The organism is Flavobacterium sp., assembly GCF_043720215.1.
In the GTDB taxonomy this organism is placed as follows: Bacteria; Bacteroidota; Bacteroidia; order Flavobacteriales; family Flavobacteriaceae; genus Flavobacterium.
In genome coordinates, this window is sequence record NZ_JAYSSZ010000255.1 from 1 (window position 1) to 21,388 (window position 21,388).

21 protein-coding genes are annotated in these 21,388 nt (G+C 33.8%); 8 read left to right on the forward strand and 13 right to left on the reverse strand.

Features of this window, described 5'->3' with window-relative positions:
* Nucleotides 1–848: glycosyltransferase (locus tag ACHZC3_RS11055; protein WP_394759913.1), on the reverse strand; the 848-nt coding region annotated here is incomplete at its 3' end.
* 354 nt (nt 849–1,202) lie between these two features.
* Nucleotides 1,203–4,070: a T9SS type A sorting domain-containing protein gene (locus ACHZC3_RS11060; protein ID WP_394759914.1), complete on the reverse strand. Its 2,868-nt coding sequence runs from the start codon at nt 4,068–4,070 to the stop codon at nt 1,203–1,205.
* Between the two features lie 91 nt (nt 4,071–4,161).
* On the opposite strand from ACHZC3_RS11060, the gene ACHZC3_RS11065 reads away from it, so the two are divergent.
* Both ACHZC3_RS11065 and ACHZC3_RS11070 read left to right on the forward strand, forming a co-directional pair.
* Nucleotides 4,162–4,914 (forward strand): UDP-2,3-diacylglucosamine diphosphatase, encoded by a 753-nt coding sequence (locus ACHZC3_RS11065; protein ID WP_394759915.1) that lies wholly within the window; start codon nt 4,162–4,164, stop codon nt 4,912–4,914.
* 292 nt (nt 4,915–5,206) lie between these two features.
* The gene (locus ACHZC3_RS11070) at nt 5,207–7,372 is read left to right on the forward strand and encodes a TonB-dependent receptor (protein WP_394759916.1); all 2,166 of its coding nucleotides are present in this window, start codon (nt 5,207–5,209) and stop codon (nt 7,370–7,372) included.
* A 131-nt stretch (nt 7,373–7,503) separates the two neighbouring features.
* On the opposite strand, the gene ACHZC3_RS11075 is transcribed toward ACHZC3_RS11070, so the two are convergent.
* Both ACHZC3_RS11075 and ACHZC3_RS11080 read right to left on the reverse strand, forming a co-directional pair.
* Complete coding sequence (locus ACHZC3_RS11075; protein ID WP_394759932.1) at nt 7,504–7,734, reverse strand: YcxB family protein; 231 nt, start codon at nt 7,732–7,734, stop codon at nt 7,504–7,506.
* A 19-nt stretch (nt 7,735–7,753) separates the two neighbouring features.
* On the reverse strand, nt 7,754–8,173 hold the full coding sequence (locus tag ACHZC3_RS11080) for a hypothetical protein (RefSeq protein ID WP_394759917.1): 420 nt from the start codon (nt 8,171–8,173) through the stop codon (nt 7,754–7,756).
* A 164-nt stretch (nt 8,174–8,337) separates the two neighbouring features.
* On the opposite strand from ACHZC3_RS11080, the gene greA reads away from it, so the two are divergent.
* From greA to ACHZC3_RS11100, 4 genes are all read left to right on the forward strand, one after another.
* The gene (gene greA, locus ACHZC3_RS11085) at nt 8,338–8,814 is read left to right on the forward strand and encodes a transcription elongation factor GreA (protein ID WP_394759918.1); all 477 of its coding nucleotides are present in this window, start codon (nt 8,338–8,340) and stop codon (nt 8,812–8,814) included.
* 57 nt (nt 8,815–8,871) lie between these two features.
* Nucleotides 8,872–9,258, forward strand: coding sequence for an HIT family protein (locus ACHZC3_RS11090; protein ID WP_394759919.1), 387 nt, complete (start codon nt 8,872–8,874; stop codon nt 9,256–9,258).
* Nucleotides 9,259–9,322: 64 nt separating this feature from the next.
* Entirely contained in the window at nt 9,323–11,224 is a 1,902-nt protein-coding gene (locus ACHZC3_RS11095; RefSeq protein WP_394759920.1) for an alpha/beta fold hydrolase, read from the forward strand.
* Between the two features lie 118 nt (nt 11,225–11,342).
* Nucleotides 11,343–12,530: an aminopeptidase C gene (locus ACHZC3_RS11100; RefSeq protein ID WP_394759921.1), complete on the forward strand. Its 1,188-nt coding sequence runs from the start codon at nt 11,343–11,345 to the stop codon at nt 12,528–12,530.
* 77 nt (nt 12,531–12,607) lie between these two features.
* Here the strand turns inward: ACHZC3_RS11100 and gldD are convergent, their stop codons facing one another.
* From gldD to mutY, 3 genes are read right to left on the reverse strand one after another with little or no spacing between them, the layout of a single operon-like run.
* Entirely contained in the window at nt 12,608–13,171 is a 564-nt protein-coding gene (gldD, locus tag ACHZC3_RS11105) for a gliding motility lipoprotein GldD (protein ID WP_394759922.1), read from the reverse strand.
* Between the two features lie 10 nt (nt 13,172–13,181).
* Nucleotides 13,182–13,604, reverse strand: coding sequence for a single-stranded DNA-binding protein (locus ACHZC3_RS11110; protein ID WP_394759923.1), 423 nt, complete (start codon nt 13,602–13,604; stop codon nt 13,182–13,184).
* A 41-nt stretch (nt 13,605–13,645) separates the two neighbouring features.
* Nucleotides 13,646–14,677 carry an A/G-specific adenine glycosylase gene (gene mutY, locus ACHZC3_RS11115; protein ID WP_394759924.1) on the reverse strand — a complete coding sequence of 344 codons (1,032 nt, stop codon included), beginning with the start codon at nt 14,675–14,677 and terminating at the stop codon, nt 13,646–13,648.
* 129 nt (nt 14,678–14,806) lie between these two features.
* Here mutY and ACHZC3_RS11120 point away from each other — a divergent pair, with 129 nt between their 5' ends.
* Both ACHZC3_RS11120 and ACHZC3_RS11125 read left to right on the forward strand, forming a co-directional pair.
* Nucleotides 14,807–15,097: an HU family DNA-binding protein gene (locus ACHZC3_RS11120; protein ID WP_394759925.1), complete on the forward strand. Its 291-nt coding sequence runs from the start codon at nt 14,807–14,809 to the stop codon at nt 15,095–15,097.
* Between the two features lie 389 nt (nt 15,098–15,486).
* Nucleotides 15,487–17,031: an Rne/Rng family ribonuclease gene (locus ACHZC3_RS11125; RefSeq protein WP_394759926.1), complete on the forward strand. Its 1,545-nt coding sequence runs from the start codon at nt 15,487–15,489 to the stop codon at nt 17,029–17,031.
* 156 nt (nt 17,032–17,187) lie between these two features.
* On the opposite strand, the gene atpG is transcribed toward ACHZC3_RS11125, so the two are convergent.
* The 6 genes from atpG to ACHZC3_RS11155 form a co-directional block, all read right to left on the reverse strand.
* Nucleotides 17,188–18,048, reverse strand: a complete 861-nt coding sequence (gene atpG, locus ACHZC3_RS11130) for an ATP synthase F1 subunit gamma (RefSeq protein WP_394759927.1) — start codon at nt 18,046–18,048, stop codon at nt 17,188–17,190.
* A 96-nt stretch (nt 18,049–18,144) separates the two neighbouring features.
* Nucleotides 18,145–19,722: a F0F1 ATP synthase subunit alpha gene (gene atpA / locus ACHZC3_RS11135; protein ID WP_394759928.1), complete on the reverse strand. Its 1,578-nt coding sequence runs from the start codon at nt 19,720–19,722 to the stop codon at nt 18,145–18,147.
* A 14-nt stretch (nt 19,723–19,736) separates the two neighbouring features.
* The gene (gene atpH / locus ACHZC3_RS11140; RefSeq protein WP_394759929.1) at nt 19,737–20,270 is read right to left on the reverse strand and encodes an ATP synthase F1 subunit delta; all 534 of its coding nucleotides are present in this window, start codon (nt 20,268–20,270) and stop codon (nt 19,737–19,739) included.
* A gap of 2 nt (nt 20,271–20,272) precedes the next feature.
* Entirely contained in the window at nt 20,273–20,773 is a 501-nt protein-coding gene (locus ACHZC3_RS11145; protein ID WP_394759930.1) for a F0F1 ATP synthase subunit B, read from the reverse strand.
* A gap of 99 nt (nt 20,774–20,872) precedes the next feature.
* The gene (atpE, locus tag ACHZC3_RS11150; RefSeq protein ID WP_309640610.1) at nt 20,873–21,064 is read right to left on the reverse strand and encodes an ATP synthase F0 subunit C; all 192 of its coding nucleotides are present in this window, start codon (nt 21,062–21,064) and stop codon (nt 20,873–20,875) included.
* Between the two features lie 103 nt (nt 21,065–21,167).
* Nucleotides 21,168–21,388, reverse strand: a 221-nt coding sequence (locus ACHZC3_RS11155; protein ID WP_394759931.1) for a F0F1 ATP synthase subunit A, incomplete at its 5' end; no start/stop codon positions are given.

The window sequence follows — 21,388 nt, forward strand, 5'->3', positions numbered from 1 at the left end:
TTGATCGCTGCTCCGGTGATCGTGACCTGATCGTCAAGTTTCTGGCGATTCACCTGGTCCCGCAGTTCCTGCTCCAGCGGACCGGAACCCGCAATCACACAGTCAAATACAATTCCCCGCTGCCTGAGAATACTGCAGGCATCGATCAGATATTCAAAGCCTTTCTTTTCAACCAGGCGGCCCGAGGAACGGATCTTCAGAACCTGATCGACAGGGGACAGACTTTGGGGGAAGAACTTTGTGACATCAATTCCGCAGTAGACCAGCCGAAGTTGGTCCGGCCGGGCACCTTCACTGAGAAAGAATTGCCGGTGAAACTCCGAGATGCAGACAATGAATGCGGCACGACGGACCTTGTCGCGCAACGCCACGCGATCTCGAAAGAGATCCGCCGCATGACCGGTGAACGAAAATGATTTTCCGAGCAGCCAGGCACCATACATTCCGATCGTTCCGGATGAGTATGCCCACTGAGAATGGATATGGGACACTGGCATCCCTCGCAATCCTCGCGCCCAATGGCACGCCACGAAGAAATGTGCCAGTGCCGAGACACGAGCTCGAAGATTCTCTCTTTGCCCCAGCACTGCATTTGTTAAGGCAGCCGCCCAACGCGAACGGAATAAAAATGGCGCGACCAGCAATGAGATGACCATCCCCACAACTGGCAGTGGATAGAGAACCTTTGTTTCACGGGCCAGCCCTTGTGCCCATGGAGATTCAAAGTGCAACTGCGTGGGCGATCGCATGGCATGTAACACCACGGGAATTCCCGTGTGGGTCACAATACGAAGCTCGTTCCCAACCCATGGCTGCCCGAGTCCGTCAGATGTGATGTAGTGTATCATCGGGCGGATTGTGTCGGCACAAGTGAATGATGCCGGGGCAGTGGAGGCGATCGGATCGCATTGTCCTGTGTAACGTTGAAAGTACGGTCAAGTGCTTCAGAAAGCGAATACCGTGGCGTCCAGCCCAGTGCGTCGTGCAACCGCCGATTCGAATAGCGCAGTGGCTTGAACCTGGCGTGAAGCTTTTCCGGCACGAGTATCGCCGGCAGTTTTGCTCGACCCCGGAAAAGCAGTTGATTGCAAAGTGCAGCGGATCTCGCCAGTAAACGCATGACTGTCCATGGAATCGTAAAGCTTTGCGGTCTGGGCTTCAGCCGCTTGAGTATCGCCTTCGCGTACTTTGACTGAGTCACCTTATTCTTTTACAATCTTCAATACTTTTTCTTGTTCTCTCGATTTTACTTTCAATAAGTAAATACCTTTTGACATATTAGACAAATCTATTTTTGCACTAGAATCATTAATCATTTTAGTTAAAACAGTTTTACCTAAAACATCTGTTACAATTACAGAATCAATATTATCAGAATTGTTATTTAATGAAATCGTTATGGTGTTACTTGTTGGATTTGGATAAGCAGAAAATTCTTTGCTTTCAAATTCAGGAATATTTAAAGCCGCCACAAATTCAGTATTAAAAGTATTGGTCACAATTGCAGGATTAAAATCGAAAAATATTGAAGCTGTATTTGGAATAACATCGTTAATCACATAACCTGCTTTTGGTTTTACTTGAAAAGTAATAAATCCTTTTCCAGTTGGAGTCAATTCGATACCATTAAAATTCCAATTCAAGTTATTTTCTACTCTATTTAGAATGTATGTATGACTAGCATTAACCATTTTTATAGATGTTTCATCAAGTTTAGCATCAAGTACATCATTTATCCTAACATTTTCGGCGTTTGCTGTTCCTGTATTTTCAAACTGAATAGTATACGTTAAATAATCGTTTGTTGTAAAAGTAGAATGTACAATTTTTCCTCCGTGAGATTCTACTTTATCATTTGGATCATAAGAACCAACAATAATTTGTGATATATTACTATTATTGTTTCCGACATTAATATCTCCCAAAGGAATTGTTGCAGAAACCGAATTAGTTAGTAATTGCCCTAAAGCAACTGTTGGGATTACTGGAACTTGCATAGTCACAAAGATATATCTTGATTCTCCAGGTAACAAATTTGTAAAATCATACGTAAACCCAGTGGCAGTAGGAATTGTTCCTGTTTGCGAAATAGTAGTTATAGTTACAACATTATTGTTTGTAAAAGTTACCGTTCCAGATGCAATAGTTTGGTTTCCGTTATTTCTATACACTATTGCGTCAGTATATACAAAACCAGGTCTTGGCGGTGCACCACTTTGAGAAAGATATACAGCTAAATCAGTAAAAGGAAGTTCAGTTACTGGGAAGTTATATGTTGTTATTCCAGAACCTAATGCATTTACATTACTATATGATGAAGTTGTTAATGAATATTGCGAAGCAACTGCTGTATTTATAGTATACGATAAATTATATGTATTTGTAGCATTCGATTCAGTAATCAGAAATTGCCCACTTGAAGATGTAATATAATTTATCGTTCCACTATTATTTAGTTCATAACCAAACTGACCTTGTGTAAAATTAGCTTCACCGATATCTTGAATGTTATTACCATTTGAATCTACGAATGCTTTTAGCAATATCCCGTTTTGAGGAATTGTAATGGTTGCAATTGCTGTTGTGCAATTGTTGAGATTGCTATTTTGACATATTTGATAACTTAAAGTATATGTTCCCGAAGCCGTTCCTGGTAAAACACTAATAGTTCCATTGGGATTCAATAAAAAACCAATTGGAATAGTTAGTGGTGTTAGCGTGACATTATTAGTAGGCGAATTTACTAGAACACTATTTAAGAAATCATTAGACAAAACAGAGCCCGTTGAAGTTGTTGTGACTATATTTGAAGAATAAATAGTAACTGCATCATTGTTTGCAAAAATTGAAACACATCCAGCTGTTGCACTAGCTGTTGCAAGCAATCCATTTGCATCAGTTACTAAAACAGAAAATTGCCCGCATTGACTTTGAGTGTTAATACTTTGTGAAGTAGCTCCAGAAATAGCTACTCCATTGTAACTCCATTGATAACTAAACGGAGCTACTCCACCCAAAACATTTGCAAAAAATGTACTTACTGGAACATCTAAAGTTGATCCCAAAGTCACAGAAAAACCATTATTTGGTATTGAAACAGTACTTGTACAAGTGCATCCATATGCATCTCTTACTTGAATAGTATACATTCCAGGTGTAAGATTATTATAAACAGTACTTGATTGAAACGGACCTCCATTTACTCCAAAAGTATAAGGAGCCACTCCTCCTGTTGCATTTATTGTCACTGTATTTCCTGAAATTGTTGCGTTGCAAGTCAATGGTGTTGGTTGAGTAATTACAGCCATAATACTTAATGCACACCCTGTTGCGTCAGTTACTGTAACAATATATGATCCTGTTGGTAATCCCGGAAAAACATTGCTACTTTGAGGCCCAACTACTACTGGCGAACTTAAGGAATATGTGTAAGGCGCTGTTCCACCCATAGCAATAACCGTGATAGTTCCAGTAGAACCATTACATAATGGGTCCGCTACTGAAACAACTGCATTTATAGGAGGTGATGGAAATATTGCAACACTATTTGAAGTAGCAGTACATCCTATAGAATCAGTACCGGTAATAGTAAAACTTCCTGGAGCTAATATTTGGAACTGATTACCAGTTTGAATTACTGATCCTGCTGGTGTTATAGAATAAGTGTAACTTCCTGAGCCTCCACTTGCATTGGCTAATACCATTGCAGGGCTTGTACAACTAAGTGGGCTCGCTAAAACAGCGCTGATTGCAACTGGAGTGTTTTGAATTAGACTAAAAAAATTTGTTGTAATACTACCTAGATGGTCTATTCTAGCATAAATCACCTGTGGGTTTGTTGTTTGAATATAGTTTGTAGGTGTTGCAATTGCATTTATGCCATTAGTAGCGTCTGCAAGTGTAAGATGATAGGTAACAATTGTCTCATTTGGAAGAAAAGCACCTATTAATTCAGCATTACGAGTTGTTAAATTAAATGTTGTGTTTCCAAAACAATTTTGAAGATTAGTTACTTGAGAAGAAACAGTATAAGAAGAAATAACAAGTAAAAAAAGTAGAATTTTTTTCATAAAATTGGGTTATAATAAATCAAAGATAATATTTATTATCTTCTTTAACTTAAATGTCTACATTTATTATCTTTGCTTCAAACAAAACCAAATGACTCTTTCATCCTCTAAAAAAATATACTTTGCCAGCGACCAACATTTGGGTGCGCCAACTGCTGAAGCTAGTTTTCCTCGAGAGCAAAAATTCGTAGCTTGGCTCGATGAGGTAAAACAAGATGCCGAAGCCATATTTTTGTTAGGTGATTTGTTCGATTTTTGGTTTGAATACAAAACAGTTGTGCCGCGAGGTTTTGTCCGTGTTTTAGGTAAACTTGCAGAAATTCGCGATAGCGGAATCCCTATTTACTTCTTCGTAGGAAACCATGATTTATGGATGGGGGATTATTTTGAAAAAGAGCTTAATATTCCTGTTTACCATACAACTAAAGAATTTACATTCAATAATAAAAAATTTTTAATAGGTCACGGAGACGGTTTGGGGCCAGGTGACAAAGGCTACAAGCGCATGAAAAAAGTGTTTGTGCATCCTTTTTCGAAATGGTTATACCGTTGGCTTCACCCTGATATTGGTGTAAAACTAGCACAATACTTATCCGTCAAAAACAAATTGATTTCAGGAGACGAAGATGTTCGTTTTCTTGGCGAAGACAACGAATGGTTGGTACAGTATGCTAAATACAAACTCGAAACCAAACATTATGATTTCTTTGTTTTTGGTCATCGTCATTTACCAATGGAAATTCAAGTAGGAGAAAATTCAAAATATATTAACCTTGGTGACTGGATTGGTTATTTTACTTATGGTGTTTTCGACGGAAATATTTTCGAACTTAAAAAATATTAAAATCTAAATCTTAAATGAACTTATATGTCTTATATGGTTCAAAGTTTAAACCATATAAGACATATAAGTTCATTTAAGTTTTTTTATATTGTTTAAAAATTCTAATTTTGCACCGTCTCAAAGGGGTGCTCTAAATAACGAGCTGAGATTATACCCAAAGAACCTGGGCAAGTAATGTTGCCAAGGGAATAATGACAAACAGCTAATGTGCACGTTAGTTATGTCATGGAAACATCAATTTATTAATTTAAAAAAAGAATAATTCCCCCTTTTATTCGTAAAACCTTTACGGATGAAAAATTTATTTAATTACAAAAGCTTTTTGCTTTCAATCACTCTTCTTGGCTCAAGTATTTCTTATTCACAAGAAGCAGACACTACAAAAACAAAAAAACTAGAAGAAGTAATGGTGCAAGCCATTCGTGCTAACGAAAAAACACCAGTTTCCTTTTCTAATTTTACCAAAAAAGAAATCGCAAAGCGAAATTTAGGTCAAGATATTCCAATTTTGATGAATTTTTTACCATCGGTTGTAACCACTTCCGATGCTGGAAATGGTGTAGGTTATACTGGAATTAGGGTGCGTGGTTCCGATGCTACTCGTGTCAATGTAACCATCAATGGGATTCCTTACAATGATTCTGAAAGTCATGGAACCTATTGGGTAAACATGCCCGATTTTGCTTCTTCGGTAGAAAGTATTCAGTTACAACGAGGCGTGGGAACTTCAACAAATGGCGCAGGTGCTTTTGGCGCGAGTTTAAATTTGTTGACCGAATCTGATAATGCATCGGCTGGTGGCGAAATTTCAAACTCATTCGGAAGTTTCAAAACAAGAAAGCACACAGTCAAATTCAACACAGGAATACTAAATGATCATTTCGAAATTTCAGGAAGATTGTCTAAAATTAATTCAGATGGATATATCGACAGAGCAAAATCTGATTTGAAATCCTATTTCTTGCAAGGTGCGTACATTGGTAAAACCACAAGAATTAAAGCATTGGCTTTTGGTGGAAAAGAAATTACCTATCAATCATGGAATGGTTTAGAGGATTTAGATAAATTAGAAAATGACAGAACCTACAATACATCAGGTGTATATACTGACGAATTCGGAAACACTCGTTTTTATGACAATGAAGTAGACAATTACCAACAAGATCATTATCAATTGCATTGGAACGAGAAAGTTTCAGAAAAATGGAATACAAACTTGGCTTTTCATTACACAAAAGGAAAAGGTTTTTATGAAAATTACAAAGAAGATGCCGACTTTGCTGATTATAATTTAACACCTGTCGGCTCAGCAACTACAACCGATATTGTTCGTCAGAAATGGTTAGATAACGATTTTTACGGAACCACATTTTCTGCAAATTACAAAGGCGAAAAACTATCGATGATTTTTGGTGGTGGTGCAAATAAATACGAAGGAAAACATTTTGGGAAAGTAATATGGGCAAGATTGGCTTCTACAAGCGAATTGGGAGATCATTATTATGACGATTACGGTATAAAAACGGATGTAAATATTTTTGCAAAAGCAAATTATCAAATTATAGAAAAGTTGAATCTTTTTGGGGATTTACAAGTTAGAAATGTAAACTATAAAGCTAACGGTGTTCAGCCAATAGTAGTAAATGAAACATTCAATTTTTTCAACCCAAAAGCAGGTTTGACTTTCTCTCCAAACGAGAAAAACAACCTTTATTTTTCGTACGCAGTTGCCAATCGTGAGCCTAAGCGTGAAGATTTTGAGAACAAGAATGTAAGACCTGAAAAACTAAATGATTATGAATTGGGCTGGCGTTTTGCCAATGCAAAAACAAAACTAAATGCCAATATTTACTATATGCGTTACAAAGACCAACTGGTGCTTACAGGCGCACTAAACGATGTAGGAACTCCAATTGCCGAAAACAGTGGAAAAAGTTATCGTTTAGGTCTTGAAATTGATGCAAAAATAGAAATTACAAACAAATGGTCGGTTCAGCCCAATGTGGCTATAAGCCAAAGTAAGAATCAAGATTTTTATTTTCAAAGAGATGGAGTTTTGCAAAATTTAGGAGAAACAACTATTTCGTATTCACCACAACTTATAGCTGGAAATATTTTAACCTTTTCACCGTTAAAACCTTTGCAAATTTCATTGTTGTCTAAATTTGTAGGCGAACAATTTATGGGAAATATCGATTCTGAAGCTTCTAAACTAGACAGTTATTTTATTAATGATTTGAATGTGACTTATGAAATAGAAACCAAAAGAGTATTCAAATCGATAGTGATTTCAGTTTTAGCGAATAATGTTTTAAACAGAAAATATATTTCAAATGGTTATTTTTACACTTACGATGACAGTTGGTCTAATCCGCCAAGTATTAAAACTATAGAAGGCGCAGGATATTATCCGCAAGCAGGTGCCAATATTTTAGTCGGTTTGACTTTGAAGTTTTAGAGTTATTACAAAACTGTTATTCAACATTAATTGCACTAATTTTCACGAGTTAATCTGTGAGAATTAGTGCAATTCGTTTTTGTTTTTTTAAGTTAAATATAGTTGGGGTGAAATAAATCTTCTTTCGTTTTTTACCATTTCCAATTTAGTCGAATTTCCAATTTTATTCTTTGTTTTTCTGCTAATTTTATAAATTCATTCTTAACAAAATTATATTCTTCAATTTCAGATTTAGGGATAATAACTACTTCTGGTTTAAACTTCAGAAAAAAATGTTGTTTGGTTTCTATTATTTTATCAATTGAGGAAATGTTTATTTTTGCAAACTGGCTATTTAATTGTGTGTTTTGTGAATTCGTTATGTACTTTGTGGTTTAAACCCTAATTATAAACCCTCAAATTAGCACCGCTAACTTCAATTTTATAAGATTTTAATGGATATTGTCCAGCGCCAACTCCAGTATACAAACTATATTCTTTGCTATCACAAGGACATTTTGCATTAATACCATTTATCGTCATAAGAGAACAATCGCTTGGGTATTGGTTTGGGCAACTGGCTTCATAAGCTCGATAATCATTGGTACCTACTTTCATCATTATAATTCCTTTTATTCCAGCTCCAGCATTGGTAACTAAAACAGGATTACTAGGAAACTGAAGATTATTATAAGAAGGCAAACTCGTATTTATAACCACCGAAAAAGAATAATTTGGCAAATACGGATTATCATTTACCACCTTGTCTTTGTGACAAGACAAAGTAAAAACTGCTATTATGATGAGGAAATATCGTTTCATTTTAAAATTTTTTAACCAATTTTGTTAGAACAAATTTAATTTAATTAACTTTGTAATAGTATGATTGTCATATAAAATTACAAACTGAAATAAAAAATAATATCTTTGCCGAAAGAAATCCCGTCGCGATGGGATTTTTTCTATTTATATATAACGAATAAATTATGAGTACAGTATCTTATTATACAGCCGAAGGATTAAAAAAACTAAAAGACGAGTTAGAACAACTCAAAGCAATTGAGCGCCCAAAAGCGTCGGCAGATATTGCAGAAGCTAGAGACAAAGGTGATTTGTCTGAAAATGCCGAATACGATGCTGCAAAAGAAGCACAAGGTCTTTTAGAGTTGAAAATAAAGAAAATGGAAGAAGTATATTCTAATGCTCGTTTAATTGATGAATCTCAATTAGATGTTTCAAAAGCATTGGTTTTATCTCATGTAAAAATTAAAAACCTAACTAATGGTATGGAAATGTCTTACCATTTAGTTGCCGAAAGTGAAGCAGATTTGAAGACAGGTAAAATATCAGTAACCTCTCCTATTGGAAAAGGATTACTAGGAAAATCTGTTGGAGAAATTGCCGAAATTACTGTTCCTAATGGTGTTTTAAAATTTGAAGTTTTAGAAATTACAAGAGATTAATTTTTTAAGTTTAATCGGTAAAACGGTTAACCGATTAAACAAATAAACGAATAAACAATGTCAATATTTACCAAAATAGTAAACGGAGAAATTCCTTGTTATAAAATTGCCGAAGATGACAATTTTCTAGCCTTTCTCGATGTAAATCCGAATGCAAAAGGACATACTTTGTGTATTCCGAAGCAAGAAATAAACAAGATTTTCGATATAAACGATGATTTGTATTTGGGATTGATGGCTTTTGCCAAAAAAATTGCAATCGCATTAGAAAAATCGGTTCCGTGCAAGCGAATTGGTATGGCAGTTATAGGACTCGAAGTTCCTCACGCTCATGTGCATCTTATTCCGCTTAACGAAATGGACGAAATGCGTTTTCAAAATAAAGTAAGTCTAACACCAGAAGAATTTTTAGCTTTGGTTAAAGTGATTCAAGGAAATTTATAAATTTTTATTTATACCAAACCATCGGTTATCACTGATGGTTTTTTAATTTAATAAACACACAACCATGAAAAAAACACTGATTTTAATACTATTCACAATGAGTTTAAACGTTGTTGCGCAAAATACAATGTCTCCAGAATTATTATGGAAACTAGGACGAGTTACTGCTTTAGGGATTTCTAAAGATGGGAAAAATGTTGTTTATAGTGTTTCGACACCATCAATAGAAGAAAACAAATCGGACAAGAAGTTTTATACCATTCCAGTAATTGGCGGAAAAGCAACAGAAGTAAAAGACACCAAAGATTTACTAACAGACAAAAACATTTCTCCTGACGGAAAATATCTTGTTTATAGCGAAGAAGTAAAAATTGATAAAGTTCACGGAAAAGATTATTATCCAGAATTAGAAAAATCGAATGTTCAGATATACAATGGTTTAGATTATCGCCATTGGGACACTTGGAACGAAGGAAAATTTAACCATGTTTTTTATAAAGAAAACAAAGAAGGTTCAGTTGGAACAGATATTCTAAAAGGCGAAAATTTCGATTCACCACAAAAACCATTTGGCGGAGACGAAGATTATATTTGGTCACCAGACAGCAAAAGCATTTTGTATGTATGTAAAAAAGAAGCGGGAACAAAATACGCCATTTCGACCAATACTAATATTTACGAATACAATCTAGAAACTCAAAAAACTAGCAATAGAACCGAAGCCAATTTAGGTTACGACACCAATCCGGTTTTTTCACCACAAGGAAATTTAACGTATTTGCAAATGAAACGCGATGGTTATGAAGCCGATAAAAACGATATTATTGTCGATTTTAAAGGAATAAAAATAAATCTAACTGCAAATTGGGATAATTCAGTAGCTAGTTTTTCATGGAGTAAAGACGGTAAAAAAGTATATTTTCTTGCAGCAATAGACGGAACACAACAACTATTTGAAGTTAATTTTCCTGGATTAACAAAAATTGCCATTACGGTAACACAACTTACTTTTGGCGATTTCGATGTGCATGATATTGTAGATATTACTGCCGACAATGCGATTGTTACAAGAACAGACATGAATCACGCATTAGAAATTTATTCATATAACTTGAAGAAAAAAACTTGGTTGCAACTTACTAAGGTAAACAATGATGCTTATTCTAAATTGGCATTTCCAAAGTACGAAAGACGTTATGTAACCACCACCGATGGTAAAAAGATGTTAGTTTGGGTAATTCTTCCACCTAATTTTGATGCTACTAAAAAATATCCAACTTTATTATATTGCCAAGGAGGACCACAAAGTCCGTTGACACAATCATATTCTTTCCGTTGGAATTTCTCTCTTATGGCATCACAAGGATATGTTGTTGTAGCACCAAACAGAAGAGGAATGTATGGTCACGGACAAGCTTGGAACGAGCAAATTTCTGGTGATTGGGGCGGACAAGTGATGCAAGATTACCTTTCTGCCATTGATGATGTTGCTAAAGAAAACTATGTAGATAAATCTCGTTTGGGTTGTATTGGTGCTAGTTATGGTGGTTATTCTGTGTTTTATTTAGCCGGAATTCACAACAATAGATTTAAAAGTTTTATTGCACATGATGGCGTTTTCAATACCCAAAGTATGTTTGGCACAACAGAAGAAGTGTTCTTTAACAACTGGGATTTTGGCGGTGCTTATTGGGAAAAAAACAATAAAATTGCACAACAAACCTATACTAAATTCAATCCTATCAATTATGTAGACAAATGGAATACACCCATTTTAATCATACAAGGCGGAAACGATTTTAGAGTGCCAATTGGTCAATCACAAGAAGCATTTCAAGCAGCGCAATTGCGAGGAATAAACAGCAGATTTTTGTACTTTCCAGAAGAAAACCACTGGGTCTTGAAACCTCAAAATGCACAAGTTTGGCAAAAAGAGTTTTACAAATGGTTGAAAGAAACGTTGTAGTTTAAAAATCCCGATTAATTCGGGATTTTTTCTCTTAATTAAAACCCAAATTACTGTTAAATTAAAAAATAAGAAGGAACATTTTTTAATTTTACTAACCTTAAAAAAATATAAAATTATGAATACAATTAAATCAATATTTTTTGCGACTTCATTAATAGTTGGTGCTTCAAGTTTTGCACAAGACAATTTAGTGAATTCATTAAAAATTAATGCAAGCGAAAAAAGCAAAGAAGCATTCAAATTTACAGATGTAATTAATATCGAAAATACTTCGGTAAAAGTGCAAGGTTCTTCAGGAACATGTTGGAGTTATTCGGCAAACTCATTTTTAGAATCGGAAATGATTCGAATGGGGAAAAAACCAGTAGAGTTATCTCAAATTTTTTCTGCACGTAATGCTTATGTAGAAAAAGGAAGAAATTATGTTCGTATGCATGGTGCTGTTACTCTTGGTGATGGTGGTGCGTTTCACGATGTAATAAATATGTATCGCAAGTACGGTGCTGTTCCACAATCTGTTTATACAGGTTTAAATTACGGAACCGATAAAAATAAATTTGGCGAAATGGCAGCTTTAGGGGAAGCTTTACTAGCAGCTGTAGTAAAAAATCCTAATGGAGAACTAACACCAAACTGGGAAAAAGCCTATGCAGCGGTTATCGATTCTTATCTAGGTATTGTACCAAAAACTTTCGATTATAACGGGAAAAAATACACACCTGAGACTTTTGCAAAAGAGGTTGTAGGAATAAATGCCGATGATTATATCGAGATTTCTTCTTTACAAGAATATCCTTATTACTCAAAATTTGTATTAATGGTTCCTGACAACTGGTCGTTTGATCAAGTATATAATGTACAAATTAACGAATTAACAGATATTACTGATGCTGCATTAAAAAGCGGTTATACAGTGGCTTGGGCTGGCGATGTGAGCGAAAAAACATTTAGTTGGAAAAATGGCGTGGCTTTTGTTTCTGAAAAGAAAGTGGAAGACATGACTGCCGAAGAAAAAGCTGATTTATTTAATGGTCCTAAAAAAGAACCAGTTGTTACTGAAGAAATGCGTCAAAAAGGTTTTGATAATTACAACACAACCGATGACCATGGTATGCACATTGTTGGTTTAACCAAAGATCAAACAGGAAAAGAATATTATATTGTTAAGAATTCTTGGGGAACTACAAACGACTACAAAGGCTATTTGTATATGAGTAAAGAATTTGTAAAATACAAAACAACAGCTCTTATGATTCACAAAAAATCACTTTCTGTTGATATGGCTAAAAAGTTGAAAGTTTAATTTAGTAGTTACTAAATTACAAAAAAAGGAGCGTCATCGAGACGCTCCTTTTTTTGTGTAACAATATGGTTTTTATATTACTTCCATTTTAACGATTCCATCAAAGCGCGTAAATCATTTTTAATATATTCTGCAGCAGGCAAAACCGAATCAAAATTAGGTTTTGCATAAAAATAAACCGATCCTACTAGAAAATGTTTTGTGCTATCTGTTAAATAAAACTGTGATTGCGAAGCAGCGTTTCCGCCAACTTCATAAAACATTCCGTATGCTTTTCTTTCTTTATTTGTATAAGGTTGCTCGCTAATTCCGTCCGCTTTTATGACATGTTCGTATGTTAATTTCTGTGCATCACGTAACAAAGCTTCAATATTCTTGTTTACAGGTTTGTAGTTAAGATAAACTGTTGCTTTTAACTTAGGATATTCGATACTAAAATTACATTTTCCATTATCGACAACTTTTCCTAAAGTATTGTAATCAAAATTATAACCGCATGTTTTATCATAAGGGACATATCTTGGCTCAGGATAATCTAAACTCAAATAAGCTTTCGGTTTGGGTAAAACGTCGTCCTTACAACTAACAACGCAGATAGAAATTATTGTAAAAAAAAGAAACTGAAAATATTTAGTAAGCATTATTTGGGTTTTAAAAAGGCAAATCATTTTCGATATTTGGATCAAAAGAAGTTGTTTTGGGCGCTTCTGGTTGTGTTTTTACATTTTCAGAATCTTTTTTAGTTGTCAAGAATGTAAATTCAGTCACTTGAACTTCCGTTGTATATTTTGTAGTTCCGTCTTCAGCTTGCCATTGACGCGATTTTATTCTTCCTTCTACATATATTTTATCACCTTTAGATAAATATTTCTCACAAATTTCTGCAGCTTTATTTCGCACAACAACATTATGCCATTCAGTCGAAGTAATTTTCTCGCCCGTAGTTTTGTTAATATAAACTTCATTAGTTGCTAAAGGAAATCTACCGATGCAGTTTCCCCCTTCAAAATAATGCATTTTAATATCTTCGCCTAGAAAACCTATTAGCATAACCTTATTTAATGTCCCGTTCATTGTGTTTTTATTATAATAATATCAAAGATAAGTCATTTTAATTAAAACTTATTATTCTTAATAAAATTGTGAAGTACAATAGGAAAAGGAAATTTATTTAAACTTTCAAAATCAAGTCCATTTTCTAAAATAACATTTCTATTTACTTTCCAAAACTTAATAAACAAGTGCTGATGAGATAATTTATGAGTTATTGTTTCAGTTTCCATTAATGTGATTTTAGAAATAGCATCAAATTTGTTTTGAATTAAGGCTAAAACAATTTCATCCGATTCTAGCTTTTCTGTTTCCAACAAAGGGAATTCGTACAAATTATGCCAAATTCCTTTGGCAGTTCTTTGGTTAATGGTGGTTTTGTTTTTGTTGTCTACAATATATAAGTAGTTAAAAAATCTATTTTTAATTTTTACTGTTTTAATTTTTACAGGCAATTCATCTACTTTTTTTAATGAAAGAGCAGCACAACTAGTATTTAATGGGCAAATATTGCAATTAGGGCTTTTTGGCACACATTGCAAAGCGCCAAACTCCATTATAGCTTGGTTAAATAAGGCAGGATTATCTTTACTAATTACTTCTTGAGCTAAAAGTGTGAATTCATTTTTGGCTTTCGCCGAAGCGATATCCGTTTCTACATTAAAGTAACGAGAAAGCACCCGAAAAACGTTTCCATCGACGACAGGAACGACCTCATTGTAGGAAAAAGATGCAATTGCGGCGGCTGTATATTGTCCAACCCCTTTTAATTTGAGTAAATTTTTATAATCTGACGGAAAAATTCCGTTTAAATCTGTAGCAATATATTTTGCAGTAGCATGCAAATTTCTCGCTCGAGAATAATATCCCAAACCTTGCCAAAGTTTTAAAACTTTTTCTTCACTTGCATTTGCTAAATCAAAAACGGTAGGAAAAACCTCTGTGAAAGCCATATAATAGGGCAAACCTTGAGCAACTCTTGTTTGTTGTAGCATGATTTCTGACAACCAAATATAGTACGGATTTGTTGTATTTCTCCACGGTAAATCACGTTTATTTTCTAAATACCACGTTGTTAATGTTTTACTAAAATTCATTGTAATTGTTTGGATAGCAAAAATAAAATTTTATGTGATTAAATTTTAATCATTTAGATTGAAATATTGTTTTTTTAATTTATATATTTGCAACCTCAAAAAATTACATAAACTTAATTACGTATTAAAATGACAAAAGCAGATATCGTAGCGAAAATTTCAGAGAAATTAGGACTAGAAAAAGGAGATGTACAAGCTACAGTAGAGACTTTTATGGATGAAGTAAAAAATTCATTAGAGACTGGAGATAACGTATACCTAAGAGGTTTCGGAAGTTTTATTGTTAAAACTAGAGCTGAAAAAACAGGAAGAAATATTTCTAAAAACACAACGATTAAAATTCCAGCGCACAATATCCCAGCATTTAAGCCTGCTAAAGTATTTGTAGAAGGAGTTAAAACGAATAACGAAACAAAATAATTTACTAATCAATAAAACTACAAATTATGCCAAGTGGTAAAAAAAGAAAAAGACATAAGGTAGCAACGCACAAACGTAAAAAACGTGCAAGAGCTAACCGTCACAAAAAGAAAAAGTAGTTCTAAACTACTTTTTTCTTTTTTAAACGTTCATTGAAATTGAGGAAAAGACAAATAGATAAAAGACAAATAGATAAAAGACAAACGTTTAGTATCTAAAATAGTTATATCTAAAAATCTGCTTTTCTCCCAGGTAAAAACCTGTAATGTTTAATCCATCTGTACTAATTTAATTTTAGTTTTAGATTCAGATTTTAGTTTTTTTTATAAAATCTATTATCTAAAAATCTATTATCTATTTATTTAAAAAATACAGATAAAAATTTACACATGAATAAAGAATTGATTATTAGATCTAGTTCTGACGCTGTAGATTTTGCCTTATTGAAAGATGGAAAACTAATTGAATTACACAAAGAAGAAGAAACAAGCAATTTTCAAGTAGGCGATATTTTTATTGCCAAAATAAGGAAACCTGTTGCTGGTCTTAATGCTGCTTTTGTAAATGTAGGCTTCGAAAAAGATGCTTTTTTACATTATCATGATTTAGGACCTAATCTAGCTTCACAACTGAAATTCATAAAACTTGTAACAACAGGTAAAATAAAAGATTTCTCCCTTAAAAGTTTCCAATTTGAAAAAGAAATTGATAAAGATGGTACAATTACCGATGTAGTTGCTGTTAATCAATCAATTCTTGTGCAAGTGGTCAAAGAACCAATATCTACTAAAGGACCCAGAATAAGCTCGGAGCTTTCTCTTGCCGGAAGATATATAGTTTTAGTTCCCTTTTCAGATCGAGTTTCTATTTCTCAAAAAATAGAATCTAAAGAAGAAAAAGACAGACTAAAACGTCTTGTTCAATCTATCAAACCAAAAGGATTCGGTGTTATTGTTCGTACAGTAGCAGAAGGCAAAAAAGTTGCAGAAATAGACAAAGACTTGCAAAATTTGGTGGACAAATGGACATCAATGTGCAAAAAAATTCCAACAGCGCATCATCCATCAAAAGTGTTAGGAGAACTCAACAGAGCATCATCAATATTACGAGATGTTTTTAATGATACTTTTAGCGGAATTGTTATAGATGATGAGGAACTGTTTAATGAAACAAAAGAGTACATCCAACAAATTGCTCCTAGTAAAGAATCAATGGTGAAGCTTTATCAGTCTAAAGACACTCCGATCTTTGAAAAATACAGTATTGAAAGGCAAATAAAAACCTCGTTTGGAAAATCCGTTTCCATGAGCAAAGGTGCTTACCTTATTATCGAGCATACCGAAGCCATGCACGTTATCGATGTAAACAGCGGAAATCGCTCGAACAAAGCAACCAATCAGGAAGATACAGCTCTCGAAGTAAATATGATTGCAGCTGCTGAGGTAGCAAGACAATTGCGTTTACGAGATATGGGTGGTATAATATGCGTCGATTTTATAGATATGTCTAATCCAGACAATCGTAAAGTATTGTTCGATTTCTTAAGAGAAGAAATGAGTGATGACAAAGCAAAACACAAAATATTGCCTCCAAGTAAATTCGGAATAGTACAAATTACTAGACAAAGAGTTAGACCAGAGGTCAATATTGAAACACGAGAAGAAAATCCAAACAATGAAAATAGCGACATTGAAGCGCCTATTTTAATCATTGACAGAATTGCTTCCGATTTAGAAAGAATTATAAAGTTGCATAAAAAAGTAGTACTAAATGTACACCCATTTATAGCCGCTTACCTTGCAAAAGGTTTTCCATCTATACGTTCAAAATGGTTTTTTGAATACAAAAAATGGATAAAAATTATTCCGCGTGACTCATACACGTACCTTGAATATCGTTTTAATGATGCCCAAGGAAATGAAATTAAAGATTAAATACAAAACCCGCCAATTCCCAATATTTTGGGATGAAGGCGGTTTTTTTGTGTTAGTAGCTCAATCAAAATTTATAGAAAATGAGCAAAAATTAAAGTGCCCCAAAATAATTAAACACTATTTTGGGGCACTTTATAAATTTAATTTCTTTTATTTTTATCCTTTCAAAGCTTCTGCTCCACCAACAATTTCTAAAATTTCATTAGTAATCGCAGCTTGACGTGCTTTGTTGTAAGTTAATTTCAGTTGGTCTCTTAATTCTGTTGCATTATCTGTTGCTTTGTGCATTGCCGTCATACGCGCACCGTGTTCTGAAGCAAATGAATCTCTGATTCCTTTGTATAATTGTGTTTTCAATGATTTAGGAATCAATGTTAATACAATTTCTTCTTTAGATGGTTCGAAAATATAATCGCCTGTAGAAACTGGTTTGTCTGATTTTATTGGCGCTAGTGGCAAAAATTGTTCAGTTTGAACAATTTGAGTTGCTGCATTTTTAAATTGATTGTAAATTACTTCAATTTTGTCATAATCTCCAGCTACAAATTTAGCTGTAAGTGTTTGTGCAATCTTTGCTACATTATCAAACGTTAAATCATCAAAAACTGAACTTTGATTATCAACAACTGAAAGAGTTTTACTTAGAATATCGTTTCCTTTTTTACCAATAGCAAAAACATCTACTTGTTTTCCTGCATAAAAATCTGAACGACTTTTTACTTCCTTAATTACATTGGTATTAAAAGCACCACACAAACCTCTATTTGAAGTTATAGCAACTACTAATACTTTTTTAATTTCACGTTGTTTTGTAAATTCTCCACCCGCATCACCATCAAGTGTAGCAGAAAGATTTTGCAATAATTCCGTTAGTTTTTCGGCATAAGGTCGCATAGCTGTAATAGCATCTTGTGCTTTTTTCAGTTTTGCTGCAGAAACCATTTTCATCGCAGAAGTGATCTGCATCGTCGATGAAACGGAAGTAATTCTATTACGGATTTCCTTTAAATTTGCCATTTATTCGTTTTTATTTTAAATTATAAATGTTGAATTATAAATTTTAAAAAGTGACAACCACTATTCAAAATTTATAATTCAAAATTTAAAATAATATTAGTTATATTTTGCTGATAATTCTTTAGCTGTTTTTTCGATTACATCTGTAATGTTATCATCTAATTTACCAGCTTTAAGAGCATCTAGTGTATCTCTGTGTTTGTTGTTTAAGTATTCGATAAAATCTTTTTCGAATTCTTTAACTTTATTTACAGGAACATTTCTTAATAAGTTTTTAGAACCAGCATAAATAATTGCTACTTGATCTTCAACAGTATAAGGAGAATTTAAACCTTGTTTCAAGATTTCAACATTTCTTTTACCTTTTTCAATTACGTTTAAAGTTACCGCATCAAGATCAGAACCAAATTTAGCAAACGCTTCCAATTCACGGAATTGTGCTTGGTCCAATTTTAATGTTCCAGCTACTTTTTTCATCGATTTAATCTGAGCATTTCCTCCAACACGTGATACCGAAATACCTACGTTAATTGCTGGACGAACTCCTGAGTTAAACAAATCTCCATCCAGGAAAATCTGACCATCAGTAATCGAAATTACGTTGGTTGGGATATATGCAGAAACGTCACCAGCTTGTGTTTCGATAATTGGTAATGCAGTTAATGAACCACCACCTTTTACGATAGATTTTAACGAATCTGGTAAATCGTTCATGTTTTTTGCGATATCATCATCAGCAATTACTTTACAAGCTCTTTCTAATAAACGAGAGTGTAAGTAAAAAACGTCTCCAGGGTATGCTTCACGTCCTGGTGGTCTTCTTAACAAAAGAGAAACCTCACGATACGCAACAGCTTGTTTAGATAAATCATCATAAACAATTAATGCTGGACGACCAGAATCTCTAAAATATTCTCCAATTGCAGCTCCAGCCATTGGTGCATAAACTTGCATTGGTGCTGGATCAGAAGCGTTTGCAGCAACAATAACTGTATAAGCCATTGCGCCTTTTTCTTCTAACATTTTTGCAATTCCTGCTACAGTAGACGCTTTTTGTCCAATTGCAACATATATACAAAATACAGGTTTTCCTGCATCGTAAAATTCTTTTTGGTTTAAGATAGTGTCAATACAAACAGTAGATTTACCTGTTTGACGGTCACCAATAACCAATTCACGTTGTCCACGACCTACTGGGATCATTGCATCTACTGCTTTGATACCTGTTTGTAATGGCTCAGTAACTGGCTGACGGAAGATAACTCCAGGAGCTTTTCTTTCCAAAGGCATTTCGTATAAATCACCACCAATTGGTCCTTTTCCATCAATAGGAAAACCAAGTGTGTTTACTACACGACCTACCATTTGTTCTCCAACTTTTAGAGAAGCAATACGTTGTGTTCTTTTTGCTGTAGATCCTTCTTTGATTCCTGTAGATGGTCCTAAAAGTACCACACCAACATTGTCTTCTTCAAGATTCAAAACGATTCCTTCAAGACCATTGTCAAATTCTACAAGTTCACCGTATTGAACATTTGATAACCCGTAAACACGAGCAATACCATCTCCAACTTGAAGCACTGATCCTACTTCTTCTAGCGTTGCACCAGATTCAAAACCTGATAATTGCTTTTTTAATATTGCTGATATTTCAGCAGGTTTAATTTCCGCCATAATTATATAAATAACTAATTACTTAATTCTCTTTTTAATACTTGTAATCTATTAGCGATTGAAGCATTGTATTGCTTATCACCTATTTTTAAAATAAATCCTCCAATAATTGAAATATCTACGATATTTTCTATTGTTACTTTTTTGTCTGAAAAAGTTGCAATTTTAGCTTTTACTTTAGCTTCTAAATCGGCATCCATAGGAATCGCTGTAGTAACTTTTGCTACTTCAATACCATTTTCTTCATCAAATAATTTGTTGTATTCTGTAGCAGTTGCGCTAAGAATTTCAAATCTTTTGTTTTCAAACAATAAATGAAATAAACTTTTTGTTACTCCATTTGTGCTAGCAAAAACTTCTAACAACGCATTTTCTTTAGCTTCTACCTTAATGGTTGGGTTTTGAATAAAAGAATCCAATTCCATATTTCCATTAATAGTTGTTGCTATTAAAAACATATCATTACTAACTTCTTTAGCTACATTTTTTGATGTTGCTATGTCTAGAATTGCTTTTGCGTAACGAATTGCTGCTCTTGTACTTGACATAATTAATTTAATTTAACGTCGCCTAACATTTTCTCAACCAATTTAGTTTGAGCTTCTTTGTTAGATAATTCGTCTTTTAATAATTTTTCAGCAATTTCTATAGAGAAAGTTGAAACTTGAGATTTCAATTCAGCCATAGCAGCATTTTTTTCGCTTTCGATTGCAGCTTTAGCTTGCTCGATCATTTTAAGACCTTGAGCTTGCGCTTCAGTTTTAGAATCAGCAATCATTTTTTCTTTTATTTCGCGAGCTTCTTTTAGCATACTATCACGCTCTAATCTTGCTTCTTGCAAAATACGTTGATTGTCTGCTTGAAGATTTTGCATTTCCTTTTTAGCATTTTCAGCCGAAAGTAATGCATTTTTGATTCCAGTTTCTCTTTCGTTTACGGCATCAAGAATTGGTTTCCAAGCGAATTTTTTCAATAAGAAAATTAATCCTATAAAAATTAAGGTTTGCCAGAAGAACAATCCGAACGAAAAATCATTTATTAACTTTTCCATTTTTTATACTTTATATAATGTAAATATATTTTGTAATTTGTTTTTAAAATAAAACAAAAACTGCAACCAACCGTTACAGTTTTTGTTTAGTTGTTTAGACTATGTTGCGAAAATCGCAGCAAATCCAATACCTTCAATAAGTGCAGCAGCAATAAGCATAGCTGTTTGGATTTTTCCAGTAGCTTCTGGTTGACGTGCAATTGCATCCATTGCAGAACCACCGATTCTACCAATACCAATACCTGCTCCGATAACTACTAATCCTGCTCCAATGATTCTAGGAATTTCCATAAAAATATGTATTAAAAATTAAACATTCTTTTTCTTGATTTTAGAGTGTAGATTTTAGAGTGTAGATTTAAAAATCTGATCTCTAAATTCTAATCTCTAAATTTTAATGATGCGCTTCATCATGATGATGCTCCTCAACAGCAGAACCAAAATATAAAGCGGCTAACATGGTAAATATATAAGCTTGCAATGCTGCAACTAATATTTCGATAATTGAAATTATAAACGTTAATGTAAATGATAACGCTCCCATTCCGATGCTTTTATAAATAAATATTAAAGCTAGCAAACTCATTATTACGATATGACCAGCAATCATGTTGG

Excerpts from the sequence above, each read along its gene's own strand:
- ACHZC3_RS11090 (WP_394759919.1), top strand. The coding sequence starts at position 8,872 with ATGTCAATATTTACCAAAATAGTAAACGGAGAAATTCCTTGTTATAAA.
- ACHZC3_RS11145 (WP_394759930.1), bottom strand. The coding sequence starts at position 20,773 with ATGGAAAAGTTAATAAATGATTTTTCGTTCGGATTGTTCTTCTGGCAA.
- greA (WP_394759918.1), top strand. The coding sequence starts at position 8,338 with ATGAGTACAGTATCTTATTATACAGCCGAAGGATTAAAAAAACTAAAA.
- ACHZC3_RS11120 (WP_394759925.1), top strand. The coding sequence starts at position 14,807 with ATGACAAAAGCAGATATCGTAGCGAAAATTTCAGAGAAATTAGGACTA.
- atpG (WP_394759927.1), bottom strand. The coding sequence starts at position 18,048 with ATGGCAAATTTAAAGGAAATCCGTAATAGAATTACTTCCGTTTCATCG.
- atpA (WP_394759928.1), bottom strand. The coding sequence starts at position 19,722 with ATGGCGGAAATTAAACCTGCTGAAATATCAGCAATATTAAAAAAGCAA.
- ACHZC3_RS11125 (WP_394759926.1), top strand. The coding sequence starts at position 15,487 with ATGAATAAAGAATTGATTATTAGATCTAGTTCTGACGCTGTAGATTTT.
- ACHZC3_RS11100 (WP_394759921.1), top strand. The coding sequence starts at position 11,343 with ATGAATACAATTAAATCAATATTTTTTGCGACTTCATTAATAGTTGGT.
- atpH (WP_394759929.1), bottom strand. The coding sequence starts at position 20,270 with ATGTCAAGTACAAGAGCAGCAATTCGTTACGCAAAAGCAATTCTAGAC.
- gldD (WP_394759922.1), bottom strand. The coding sequence starts at position 13,171 with ATGCTTACTAAATATTTTCAGTTTCTTTTTTTTACAATAATTTCTATC.
- ACHZC3_RS11065 (WP_394759915.1), top strand. The coding sequence starts at position 4,162 with ATGACTCTTTCATCCTCTAAAAAAATATACTTTGCCAGCGACCAACAT.
- ACHZC3_RS11060 (WP_394759914.1), bottom strand. The coding sequence starts at position 4,070 with ATGAAAAAAATTCTACTTTTTTTACTTGTTATTTCTTCTTATACTGTT.
- ACHZC3_RS11070 (WP_394759916.1), top strand. The coding sequence starts at position 5,207 with ATGAAAAATTTATTTAATTACAAAAGCTTTTTGCTTTCAATCACTCTT.
- ACHZC3_RS11095 (WP_394759920.1), top strand. The coding sequence starts at position 9,323 with ATGAAAAAAACACTGATTTTAATACTATTCACAATGAGTTTAAACGTT.
- atpE (WP_309640610.1), bottom strand. The coding sequence starts at position 21,064 with ATGGAAATTCCTAGAATCATTGGAGCAGGATTAGTAGTTATCGGAGCA.
- mutY (WP_394759924.1), bottom strand. The coding sequence starts at position 14,677 with ATGAATTTTAGTAAAACATTAACAACGTGGTATTTAGAAAATAAACGT.
- ACHZC3_RS11110 (WP_394759923.1), bottom strand. The coding sequence starts at position 13,604 with ATGAACGGGACATTAAATAAGGTTATGCTAATAGGTTTTCTAGGCGAA.
- ACHZC3_RS11080 (WP_394759917.1), bottom strand. The coding sequence starts at position 8,173 with ATGAAACGATATTTCCTCATCATAATAGCAGTTTTTACTTTGTCTTGT.